This is a genomic window from Microbacterium sp. P2_F9, from assembly GCF_056403635.1.
The window spans coordinates 1-11,354 of sequence record NZ_JBFUFC010000124.1 but is presented as its reverse complement, the minus strand read 5'-3'; the positions used below and the strand labels follow the sequence as shown (position 1 = coordinate 11,354).

Sequence of the window (11,354 nt, the reverse complement as noted above, 5' to 3'; positions counted from 1 at the left end):
GTGCTGCCGATCCTGAACCGGGAGCTGTACGAGGAGTCGCTCACCTGGATCGAGCCGTACATCAATGTGCCGCGCGAGCAGATGACCGGCTTCACCGAAGGCATCTGGGACCAGACGCCGGTGGGCGAGCCGAAGAAGGCGACGCAGGCGATCTACGCCCTGCTCGACAACGCCGTGCAGGCGGTCCTGACCGACGAGAACGCCGACATCGACGCTCTCCTCGCGCAGGCGCAGACCGACGCGCAGGCGGAGCTCGACAAGTAGCAGGACGGATGCCGCGGCCCGGCCGGGCCGCGGCATCCACCCGCCGGTCCCTGAGCTTGTCGAAGGGCCGTTTCCCCGACAACCCCGACGCTTCGACAAGCTCACGCTTCGACAGGCTCAGCGACCGGAGATCTGACATGACCATGACCACTCCGGAGCGGCCGGCCGCGGCATCCGTCGCTCCCGCCGCTCCGCCCGCGCGGCGCCGCCACCGCCGCCGGACGCCCCTGACGTGGTACCGCGGCGGCGGGCTCGCGAATCTGCTGTTCGTCGCGCCGATGGTCTTCGTGTTCTTCTTCTTCTCGTGGCGGCCGATCTTCCAGTCGGTGATCATGAGCCTGCAGAAGACGAACCTGATCGTCTCGGAGTGGGTCGGCTTCGACAACTACGTCGTCGTGCTCACCGACCCCGCGCTCGGCAAGGCGGTCCTCAACACCATCTACTTCGCGCTGCTCGCGCTGCTGTTCGGCTTTCCGCTGCCGCTGTTCATGGCGGTGCTGATGAGCGAGGTCAAGCGCGGCAAGGGGCTGTATTCGGCGCTCGCGTATCTGCCGGTCGTGATCCCGCCGGTCGTCGCGGTGCTGCTGTGGAAGTTCTTCTACAGCGCCGACCCCTCCGGCGTGTTCAACACCGCGCTGGGGTGGTTCGGCATCCCCCCGCAGCCGTGGATCCAGTCGGCGGTGCAGGCGATGCCGTCCCTCGTGATCGAGGCGACCTGGGCGGCGGCGGGCGGGTCGATCATCATCTACCTCGCCGCGCTCCTGTCGGTGCCGCCGGAGCTGTACGACGCGGCCGAAGTCGACGGTGCCGGCATCTGGCGCAAGATCTGGCACGTCACGGTGCCGCAGCTGCGCGGCATCCTGTTCATCATGCTGATCCTGCAGGTCATCGCGACCGCGCAGGTGTTCCTCGAGCCGTTCCTGTTCACCGGGGGCGGACCGGTCGGTGCGACGCGGACGATCCTGCTCTATATCTACGACAAGGCGTTCCGCAACAGTCTCGGCGGCGACCTGGGCGAAGCCACCGCCGTGTCGGTGCTGCTGGCGATCGTGCTCGCGGTGCTGTCCTGGCTCTACTTCAAGCTGACCGACCGCTGGAGCACGACATGACGACGATGACCACAGCCCAGGTCAGAGAGGGCATGCGCGGCTTTCTCACCCGCCTTCGCAGGGATTCCCGGTCCCTGAGCCCGTCGAAGGGCGACGACATGTCCGAGCGCACGATCATCTCCGGATCGGAGCGGCGGCGCCGCGGAACACGGTTCGGGATGTCGGTCACCCATGTGTTCCTGCTGGTCTCGCTCACGATCGCGGGGCTCGGACCGATCCTCTGGCTCGCCAAGTCCGCCGTCACCCCGACGCAGGACACGATCTCGCAGCCGTTCGCGCTCTGGCCCAACGGCATCGACTGGGCGAACCTGTCCACCGCGTGGAACGACGTGCACATCGACCAGTACTTCTGGAACACGATCGTCATCGCGGGGGGAGCCTGGTTCTTCCAGCTGTTCGTCGCGACGACCGCCGGCTACGCGCTCTCGGTGCTGCGTCCGAGGTATGCACCGGCGCTGAACGCGCTGGTGCTCGCGACTCTGTTCATTCCCGGCATCGTGCTGCTCGTGCCGCTGTACCTCACGATCGTGCACCCGCCGCTCATCGGCGGTTCCCTGCTCAACAACTACCTGGCGGTCTGGCTGCCGATGGCCGCGAATGCGTTCAACATCCTGCTGGTGAAGCGGTTCTTCGACAATCTGCCGCGCGAGGTGTTCGAGGCGGCGAAGACCGACGGCGCGGGCCCGTTCCGCCTGTTCTGGTCGGTCGTGCTCCCGATGTCGAAGCCCATCCTCGGGGTCGTCTCGGTGTTCGCGATCATCGCCGCGTGGAAGGACTATCTCTGGCCGATGCTGGTGCTGCCCGACCCCGCGGTGCAGCCGCTCTCGGTGCGCCTGCCGGCCATCCAGCCGTCGACCGAGCTGGACGTCTTCCTCGCGGCGCTCGCGATCGCGACCCTGATCCCGATCGCGATGTTCCTGCTCTTCCAGAGCGTGTTCCTGCGCTCGGCCGGCCTCGGCGGCGCGGTGAAGGGCTGACCGGGGCTACAGCGCCGAGGTCTTGTGGCCGGCGGGCACGGCGAGCACCAGTCCGCCGTGCTCGATGMGGCAGACGATCCGCACGGCGTCGCCGAACTCGTCGCCATCGAGTTCGATCGGCTGCGCCGGCGTCGTCGCGGTCTCGACGGAGGGTCCGCGGAAGTAGTGGATCGAGGCATCCCGTCCCCGCCGCTGCAGCACCAGGCGGCCGGCGCGCGAGCGCCGCAGCACGCTGTTGTCCCACCACACCTTGCGGCCCACGCCGAGCCAGCCGAACGGGCCGGAGGGCTGGATCACCATGACGTCGAGGATGCCGTCCGAGATCGAGGCATCCGGAATCAGGGCGATGCCCGCAGGCAGCGCCCCGCAGTTCGCGAACAGCATGCTCTGCACGCGGGCGGTGTGCAGGCGGTGGCCTTCGATCTGGTACATCACCCGGAACGGCTTCGCGTTGGGCAGCGACCGCGCCGCCCCTTCGACGTACGCGAACCAGCCGAGCGACTTCTTCAGCTGGGCGCTGGTGTTCGCGATCATCGCCGCGTCCAGTCCGATGCCGGCCATCACGACGAAGCCGTGCTCCTCGGTCGTGCCGTCGGGACGGGTGATGTTCGCCACCCCGATGTCGGTGGGATGGATGTCGCCCTCGAAGGTCGCCCGGATCATCGCCTCCGGATCGGTCAGCGGCAGGTTGACGTTGCGCGCCAGCAGGTTGCCGGTGCCGCTCGGGACGATTGTCAGCGGCACACCGGTGCCGGTCATCGCCTCCGCGACGGCGCGCACCGTACCGTCGCCGCCGGCGACCAGCACCGCTGATGCGCCCTCTGCGATCGCCTGGCGGGTGGGCCCCTGACCGAGGTCTTCGACCGTCGTCTCGTAGAAGTGCGGTTCGCCCCAGCCGGCGTCCGCCGAGAGCCGCTCGACGCTCGCCCGCAGCACCGGGGCGTCGACCTTGATCGGGTTGTACACGAGCGCGGCCCGCTTCAGAGGGGCGGCGGCGTCGGTCATGGAGCCACGATAGTCCTCGGGATGCCGCCCAACGGCCCCGACTAGGATTGACGGGTGATCGATCCTGTGCTTCTTCGTGAGAATCCCGAGCTGGTCAAGCGCTCGCAGGAGGCGCGCGGGGAGTCGCCCGGCCTGGTCGATGAGGCGCTCGCCGCGGACAGCGCGCGTCGGGCCGCCATCACCGCGTTCGAGGAGCTCCGCGCCGCCCAGAACGCTCACGGCAAACGCGTGGCCCAGGCGCCGAAAGACGAGAAGGCGGCCCTCATCGCCGAGGCCAAGGGGCTGAGCGAGCAGGTCAAGCAGGCGCAGCACGCCGTGACGGTGGCGGAGACGGATGCCGATGCCGTCGTCTCCCGCATCGAGAACGTCGTCATCGAAGGCGTCCCCACAGGCGGCGAAGACGACTTCGTCACCCTCCGCACGCACGGCGAGCCGGTCGCCTTCGACTTCGAGCCCCGCGATCATCTCGAGCTCGGCGAGCTGCTCGGCGCGATCGACATGGAGCGCGGCACGAAGGTCTCGGGGAGTCGCTTCTACTTCCTCACCGGCATCGGCGCGCGCCTCGAGCTCGCGCTCATGACCCTCGCCCTCGACCGGGCGCTGCAGGAGGGCTTCATCCCGATCGTGCCGCCCACTCTGGTGCGCCCCGAGGTGATGCGGGGCACCGGATTCCTCGGGCAGCACTCCGACGAGGTCTACCACCTGCAGGAGGACGACCTCTATCTCGTGGGCACCAGCGAGGTGCCGCTCGCCGGGTACCACATGGACGAGATCCTCGACTTCGCGCGCGGGCCGAAGCGCTACGCGGGATGGTCGACCTGCTATCGGCGCGAGGCCGGGTCGTACGGCAAGGACACCCGCGGCATCATCCGCGTGCACCAGTTCAACAAGCTCGAGATGTTCATCTACACGACGCTCGATGACGCCGAGGCCGAGCACGATCGCCTCGTGCAGCTGCAGGAGCGGATGATGCAGGACCTCGGGCTCTCGTACCGCGTGATCGACATCGCCGCAGGCGACCTCGGTTCGAGCGCGGCGCGCAAGTTCGACATCGAAGCGTGGGTTCCCACGCAGGGCGCGTACCGGGAACTCACCAGCACGAGCAACTGCACGACCTACCAGGCACGGCGGCTCGACATCCGTCATCGCCCCGACGGCGGCAAGACCGCCCATGTCGCGACCCTCAACGGCACGCTCGCGACCACCCGGTGGATCGTCGCCATCCTCGAGACGCACCAGCGCGCCGACGGCTCGGTGACCGTGCCCGAGGCGCTGCGACCGTACCTCGGCGGTCTCGAGGTCATGGAGCCGATCGCGTGACGGACGCGCACCTGCCGGCCACCGGCAGCGTCAAGGTCGTCAAGCCCCAGAAAGCCGCCAAGCTCGTCGAGCAGGTTGCCCGCGACACCGAGAATCCGGATGTCGCGACCGAGCGCCTCTTGATCGTGCTCGACATCGACGGCACGGTGCTGCTCGAAGACGAGTCGCTGAGCCCTGGTGTCGTCGAAGCGGTCGAGCACGCGCACCGCGCCGGACACGAGGTGATGCTCGCCACCGGACGATCCTGGGAGGGCACCCGCGGCATCCTGCACGTGCTCCAGATCGCGCCCGAATTCGTGGTCTGCTCGAACGGCGCAGTGATCATGCGGCGCGTCGAGGGCGACGAGGCGCGGTACGAGCGCTTCCACATCGAGACGTTCGACGCCACCGAAGTGCTGACGCTCCTGCGCGACCACCTGCCGGACGCGCATTACATGGTCGAACTCGCCGATGGGCGCCGCCTCTACACCGAGTTCCTCGAGGACTGGAACCTCACCGGCGCCAAGCGCGTGCCCTTCGAAGATCTCGCCCACCAGCCGGTCTGCCGCGTGGTCGTGGTGTCGCCGGGCAAGACCGAGAGCGAGTTCGTCGACCTGGTCGCCCGCATCGGGCTCAACCATGTCTCGTACGCCATCGGGTGGACCGCCTGGCTCGACATCGCCCCGATGGGCGTCGACAAGAGCACCGCGCTCGAGCGCGTGCGCGACTGGCTCGGCGGCGACGCCGAGCATGTCCTCGTGATCGGCGATGGTCGCAACGACGTGGGCATGTTCCGCTGGGCACGCGAGCACGGCGGTCGGGCGGTCGCGATGGCACAGGGTCCGAAAGAGGTTCGGGATGCCGCGGGCGAGACCACCGCGTCGGTGCAGGCGGGCGGCGTCGCCGACGTGCTGCGCAAGCTCTAAGCACTGATCGGGCCGTTCAGGACCTCTTCAGGCGTCCCTGAAACAATGGCTGGCGGGCCCGTCGACTAGACTCGGTGCCGGTTCGTTGGATGCCGCAGCAGTGCGGTCGTCCTTCGGGAGGGTTGTCCGAGCGGCCGATGGACCTGGTCTTGAAAACCAGTGGGCAGCAATGTCCCGTGGGTTCGAATCCCACACCCTCCGCCGATGCGGGCACCCCGGATCGGGGTGTGATCCAACCCCCGAGAGGACCCGAGTGAGCCAGTCGACCAAGCCCGCCAGGCGTGGCCGTCGCACGGTTGCCCGCCACGGGGCGCTCAAGTCGCCGAATCCGTTCGCCCAGATCATGACGATCATCGGCGTCATCCTGGCCGTCGTGCTCGTCTCCGGGTTCTCTGTCGCCGCGTACGCGGCGTACGACATCACCAGCAGCTACGCCAGCGGCGCCATCGAGATCGAGGGGCAGGACGCCGTTCCGCCCGACATCGGGGCGATCGAGGGCGGCGTCAACCTGCTGCTGGTCGGCACGGATGCCTGCGAAGCGGCGTACGCGTCAATCTTCGGCGACCGCTGCACCGGCAAGGACGCCGCGGGCGAGCTCAACGATGTGAACATGCTCCTGCACATCTCCGACAACCCGCGCCGGGTGACGGTCGTCTCGTTCCCGCGCGACCTCATGATCCCGATCCCGGAGTGCACCGACCCCGAGACGGGCAAGACGTCGTCGGCGATGAGCAAGCAGATGCTCAACAACTCCTACTACTACGGCGGGCTCAACTGCGTCGTGCAGACGGTGCAGAAGCTCACCGGGGTGCCGATCCAGTTCTCGGCGAAGATCACCTGGGGCGGCGTGATCGAGATCACCAACGCCCTCGGCGGCGTCGACGTGTGTCTCGCCAAGGGCATCAAAGACCCGTACACGGGCATCAACTGGCCCGCCGGCACGCGCACGATCCAGGGCGTTGAGGCCCTCCAGTTCCTGCGCACGCGACACGGCGTCGGCAACGGCGGCGACCTGGGGCGCATCTCGAACCAGCAGCAGTACATGTCCCGCCTCGCGAACAAGCTCGTCAGCGAAGAGGTGCTCACGAACCCGGCCACGCTGTACAAGCTCGCCACCACCGCGGTCGACAACATCACGCCGTCGCAGAGCCTCACCAACCCGCTGACGCTCGTGCAGATCGCGCTCGCGGTCAAGAACGTGCCCTTCAGCGAGATCGTGTTCATCCAGTACCCGGTGAACGACGACCCCGCGGATCCGAACCGGGTGGTTCCGAACCACGACGCCGCCGAGGCGCTCTGGGCCGCGCTGGCCACCAACCAGCCGCTGCAGCTGACCGGCGAAGTGAGCCAGGGTGACGGTGTCGTCGTGGTCGAGCCGGAGACGCCCGCTACGCCTGACCCGGCGGCAACCACGGGGGCGACGCCGGCTCCGACCGAGACCGCGATCGAGCTGCCTGAGTCGATCGCCGGGCAGACGGCGGCCCAGCAGACCTGCTCGAACGGCAACGTCAAGGGCTGAGCGTGACGGCACCTTCCCGGGCGCCCAGGGCGCAGCCCACCCTGGCGCGCCACGCGGCCGCGGAGGCGCGGCATCCGATCCTCCGGCTGCTGTCGATGCTGGTGATTGCGTTCGCGGTCATCGTCGTCAGTCTCGGCGGCATCGCCGCGTTCAGCGTGTGGGACGCGACCACGGCCCTCGGCGACAACGCCGTCGAGCTGCATCCCGACGAGGTGATCCCGCCGTCCCTGGGCGCGATCGAGGGCGGCGTCGATCTGCTGGTGGTGGGCACCGACTCGTGCGAAGGGCAGGACCTCGCCCTGTTCCCGCGCTGCGCGAACAACGATTCGCCGGGGGAGCGCAACGATGTCACGATGCTCGTGCACATCACCGACAACCCGCGTCGCGTCACTGTCGTGTCGTTCCCGCGGGACATGCTCGTGCACGTTCCCGCCTGCCAGGATGCGGACGGCAAGCACTACCCGGCGTCGAACGCGACGATGCTCAACGCCTCGTACTTCCGCGGCGGGCTGGCCTGCACAGCGCAGACCATCGAGGAGCTCACCGGCGAAGCCATCGAGTTCGCCGCGGCGATCCGGTGGACGGGCGTCATCAACATGTCCGACGCGATCGGCGGCGTCGATGTCTGCGTGGCGGGCGACATCAGCGACGGCAACACCGGTCTCAGCCTCACCGCGGGGCATCACACGCTCCAGGGAGCCCAGGCGCTCCAGTTCCTGCGCATCCGGCACGGCATCGGCGACGGCTCCGACCTGGGTCGCATCTCGAACCAGCAGCAGTTCATGTCGTCGATGGTGCGCAAGCTGCAGTCCGAGTCGGTGCTGGCCGACCCGACCGTGCTGTTCCGGCTTGCGACGACGGCGATGAACCAGGTGACCAGTCGCCAGCTCGTGCTGAGCCAGTCGCTCACGAGCCCGACGCTCATGGTGCAGATCGCGATGGCGCTCAAGGATGTCGCGTACGAGGACATCGTTTTCGTCCAGTACCCCACGTATTACCGCCCCGGCATCGGCCGCAGCGATGTGATGCCCGTCACGGCGGCCGCCGAGGCGCTGATGCAGGCTCTGCGCGACAACCAGGCCATCACTCTCACCGGCGAGACGAGTCAGGGCTACGGCGTCGAAGTCGAGGGCGAAGCGGCCGCACCTGCTCCCTCGTCGACTCCTTCGGCGACTCCGGATGCCGCGGCTACGCCGTCTGCGACCCCCGCCGCAGAGGAGCGGGTCGAGCTGCCCGACTCCATCGCCGGGACCACCGCGGCACAGGTGACCTGCACGGTGCCGCAGCGCTAGCGCGTTCGTTCCCTCCGGCGCGAGCGGTTATGATTGCTGGGCGCATTCAATCGCTTCGGCGACAGGAYGCCTGGAGACGTCGCATAGTTCGGCCTAGTGCACCACCCTGCTAAGGTGGAGACCCCTCACGGGGTCCGAGGGTTCAAATCCCTCCGTCTCCGCAGAAAACCCCCGGTCAGCGGGGTTTTTGCGTTCTCCGCTGTCGGCCGACATGGCTCGGACTCTCGGCGATTGGGCGTCCAGGGGTCCCCCAGGGGGACCCTTCGGGGACCCCTACGGTGCACTATCCCCACGACGATCGAGCGCTTGATACCTAGGAGCCGCGTGATTCCGCGGCAGCGAGCGGTGAACAGGGGTGAGGGGGCTACACCCTTCCACAGGTGGTGAGCCCATCGCCAGCGGTGCGATATACCCCTGGGCGCGTGTGGCAGACGAACATATTGCGCAAACCACCAACTGCGGCGCGCCGCGAAGATACGTTGAAACGAACTCACCGCGTCGTCAACTGACAGGGCGCGCGGCGGTGCCGGGACACGCGACTCTCATCTGCGAAGGATCAACGATGACCACTTTCCATTCTCGCTCCGCGCTCAGGGACGTGCTCGCTCAGGCCGATGCCCGCGCAGTGGTGGAGGAGATCGCTCCAGAAGTCCTCGACTCCTCGCTTGCTGCCAGCGGCGATCCCTTCCCGCTTGGGTCCATCCTTGGCGTAATACTGGAGCCCTCTGATCCGCGCGTGGCGGAGCTTCTCGGCCGTTTGACACAGATCGAGGATCTCACTCCGCGCCCGAGGGAGGCCCCGCCGATCGTCCCCCCGGTCGACTATGAGAGCGCGGACACTGAGCGTGCGAGCGCGTCGGTGGATCTCCCGTCGGGTGCTGCGGCGAACCGGATGCTGGAGCTCGCTGTCGCCGGACCTTCGCACGGCAACCCCTTCACCGACGTCGAACTGACCGCCCGATTTTCGAGGGGGGACCACCATGTCGAGGTCGGCGGTTTCTACGACGGCAACGGTCGCTATGCCGTGCGCTTCCTTCCGGCGGAAGTGGGAACATGGAAATTCGTCACGAGGTCGAACGCACGTTCGCTCGACGGGTTGTCCGGCACCATCGAGGTAGGCTCATCCGATGCTCGAGGTCCCGTCCGCGCGGACGGGTTCCACTTCTCCTACTCCGATGGCACACCCTTCATCCCGCTCGGTACCACCGCGTACGCCTGGACCCACCAGGATGACGCGCTTCAGCAGCAGACTCTCGAGTCGCTGGGAAAGACCTCCTTCTCGAAACTGAGGATGAGCCTGTTGCCCAAGCACTTCCTGTACAACGCGAATGAGCCCGACCGGTTCGTGTTCCCCCGAACGGACGACGGCTGGGATCTGGAGCGGTTCGATGTGGACTACTTCCGAGCGCTCGAACGGCGTCTGGAACAGCTGGGCGCCATAGGAATCGACGCCGATCTGATCCTCTTCCACCCCTACGACCGTTGGGGCTTTTCGCGGCTCGGCAAGGCTGCCGACGACCGTTACGTCAGCTACGTCGTTCGGAGACTGTCAGCCTTCTCGAACGTGTGGTGGTCGCTCGCCAACGAGTACGACCTGCTGCTCGATAAGAGCACGGAGGACTGGGATCGCATCGGGCGGCTGGTGCGCACCAATGATCCCTACAACCACCCGATCTCCATCCACAACTGGGTGGAAATCTGGGACTACGCATCGGAGTGGGCGACGCACTGCAGCATCCAATATGGCGATGGCCTCGGCGGGCAGGTCCGTGAGTGGCGCCGGCGGTTCGGTAAGCCGGTCATCGTCGACGAGTGCGGGTACGAGGGGGACCTCGACCAGGGGTGGGGCTTCCTCACGGCCGAAGAACTCGTAGGCCGATCCTGGGCCGTGGCGATGAGTGGCGGCTACGTCACCCACGGAGAGACCTACTACTCCGAGGACGAGACGGTGTTCTGGGCGAAAGGTGGCGAGCTTCGCGGCGAGAGCCCCGCACGACTGGCCTTCCTCAACGAGATCATCGACCAATCACCCACCGGCAGAATCGACCCGCTGCCGTCGGACTTCGACGCCGCGCGCGCGGGCGTGCCTGGCGAGTACGAGCTCATCTACTTCGGCGCCGGACAGCCCGCGTTCCGAACCGTGACAATTCCGCAGGGCATGACGGCTCACGTCGATGTCGTGGACTCGTGGAACATGACCGTGGAGCGATTGCCCGGCGTACACCAAGGGACGGTGCGGTTCGATCTCCCCGGTCGCCCATACTGCGCGCTGCGCCTGATGTCAGCGACCCACTCGCGCTGATCACCCGGCCGATCACCGGCGGGCCGATCACCGGTCCCGGTGCGGGGATCGAACCACTCGTCATCGAACCCTTGCGATGGAAGCCCTTGTAGGCGTCCCGCGGGCTCGTCCCAGCGGAACGTCTCGCCTAAAAAGGCCCCCAGGGTGTCGCGCGCGGAGCACGCCGAGCTTGTCGGACTTGCGCAATAAGAGCTGTCGCCATTGCCCGGTAGAGGGCGCGGCATCTAGCGTCGGTCGCCAATCGCCTGTCGCAGATCATGGCCGCGATTGATCCTGACGGCACGAAGGTCGTGTCGACACCCATCGACGACGTTGGAGGAACCCATGACAAGATTCGGTCCGCGCAAATTCCCGCCCCTAGCGATCGCCGCCGCGGCAGCGCTTACCCTGACGCTGATATCCGCGCCGCCCGCCTCAGCCGAACCCGCCGCGTGTGTGCAGTCCTCGCCAACCGCACCGATGCAGGTGACGGCTGACTGCATCGATCCCCAATTCGCCCGGCCCATCATCGACAGCGAGACCGACGAAGCGTCGCCGGTAGCGCACCACCGCGTGTCGGGGCATTTCGAGGGCACCAGCATCCAGTTCAACGTCTATCTGCACGCCCAGGCGGACAAGGCGAAGTGGGGCGGGCGATTCTTCCAGTACACCTACCCCACTG

Annotated in this window: 9 protein-coding genes, 2 tRNA genes and 1 pseudogene; 11 read left to right on the top strand and 1 reads right to left on the bottom strand. The window is 67.4% G+C overall.

What is annotated here, in order from left to right; all coding sequences use genetic code 11:
* From AC1DVT_RS13255 to AC1DVT_RS13245, 3 genes and pseudogenes are all read left to right on the top strand, one after another.
* Positions 1 to 264 (top strand): annotated as a pseudogene (locus AC1DVT_RS13255) (sugar ABC transporter substrate-binding protein); the annotation flags it as partial.
* A 137-nt stretch (positions 265 to 401) separates the two neighbouring features.
* Positions 402 to 1,373, top strand: coding sequence for a carbohydrate ABC transporter permease (locus AC1DVT_RS13250; RefSeq protein ID WP_477389527.1), 972 nt, complete (start codon positions 402 to 404; stop codon positions 1,371 to 1,373).
* Between the two features lie 98 nt (positions 1,374 to 1,471).
* Complete coding sequence (locus tag AC1DVT_RS13245) at positions 1,472 to 2,350, top strand: carbohydrate ABC transporter permease (RefSeq protein ID WP_477389526.1); 879 nt, start codon at positions 1,472 to 1,474, stop codon at positions 2,348 to 2,350.
* 6 nt (positions 2,351 to 2,356) lie between these two features.
* On the opposite strand, the gene AC1DVT_RS13240 is transcribed toward AC1DVT_RS13245, so the two are convergent.
* Positions 2,357 to 3,355, bottom strand: a complete 999-nt coding sequence (locus AC1DVT_RS13240) for a diacylglycerol/lipid kinase family protein (RefSeq protein ID WP_477389525.1) — start codon at positions 3,353 to 3,355, stop codon at positions 2,357 to 2,359.
* A gap of 54 nt (positions 3,356 to 3,409) precedes the next feature.
* Between AC1DVT_RS13240 and serS the strand changes: the two genes are divergently transcribed.
* From serS to AC1DVT_RS13200, 8 genes are all read left to right on the top strand, one after another.
* The gene (gene serS, locus AC1DVT_RS13235) at positions 3,410 to 4,675 is read left to right on the top strand and encodes a serine--tRNA ligase (protein WP_477389524.1); all 1,266 of its coding nucleotides are present in this window, start codon (positions 3,410 to 3,412) and stop codon (positions 4,673 to 4,675) included.
* Positions 4,672 to 5,580, top strand: a complete 909-nt coding sequence (locus AC1DVT_RS13230) for an HAD family hydrolase (protein ID WP_477389523.1) — start codon at positions 4,672 to 4,674, stop codon at positions 5,578 to 5,580. The genes serS and AC1DVT_RS13230 overlap by 4 nt, the downstream gene beginning before the upstream one ends.
* A gap of 116 nt (positions 5,581 to 5,696) precedes the next feature.
* Positions 5,697 to 5,781, top strand: a tRNA-Ser gene (locus tag AC1DVT_RS13225).
* A gap of 52 nt (positions 5,782 to 5,833) precedes the next feature.
* The gene (locus AC1DVT_RS13220) at positions 5,834 to 7,099 is read left to right on the top strand and encodes an LCP family protein (protein ID WP_477389522.1); all 1,266 of its coding nucleotides are present in this window, start codon (positions 5,834 to 5,836) and stop codon (positions 7,097 to 7,099) included.
* A gap of 2 nt (positions 7,100 to 7,101) precedes the next feature.
* Positions 7,102 to 8,391: an LCP family protein gene (locus AC1DVT_RS13215; protein WP_477389521.1), complete on the top strand. Its 1,290-nt coding sequence runs from the start codon at positions 7,102 to 7,104 to the stop codon at positions 8,389 to 8,391.
* A 72-nt stretch (positions 8,392 to 8,463) separates the two neighbouring features.
* Positions 8,464 to 8,552, top strand: a tRNA-Ser gene (locus AC1DVT_RS13210).
* 401 nt (positions 8,553 to 8,953) lie between these two features.
* Positions 8,954 to 10,693 carry a DUF5605 domain-containing protein gene (locus AC1DVT_RS13205; RefSeq protein WP_477389520.1) on the top strand — a complete coding sequence of 580 codons (1,740 nt, stop codon included), beginning with the start codon at positions 8,954 to 8,956 and terminating at the stop codon, positions 10,691 to 10,693.
* Positions 10,694 to 11,017: 324 nt separating this feature from the next.
* Positions 11,018 to 11,354, top strand: a 337-nt coding sequence (locus AC1DVT_RS13200) for a hypothetical protein (protein ID WP_477389519.1), incomplete at its 3' end; no start/stop codon positions are given.

Coding starts and splice junctions, on each gene's coding strand:
- AC1DVT_RS13205 (WP_477389520.1), top strand. CDS start 8,954: ATGACCACTTTCCATTCTCGCTCCGCGCTCAGGGACGTGCTCGCTCAG.
- AC1DVT_RS13245 (WP_477389526.1), top strand. CDS start 1,472: ATGTCCGAGCGCACGATCATCTCCGGATCGGAGCGGCGGCGCCGCGGA.
- AC1DVT_RS13250 (WP_477389527.1), top strand. CDS start 402: ATGACCATGACCACTCCGGAGCGGCCGGCCGCGGCATCCGTCGCTCCC.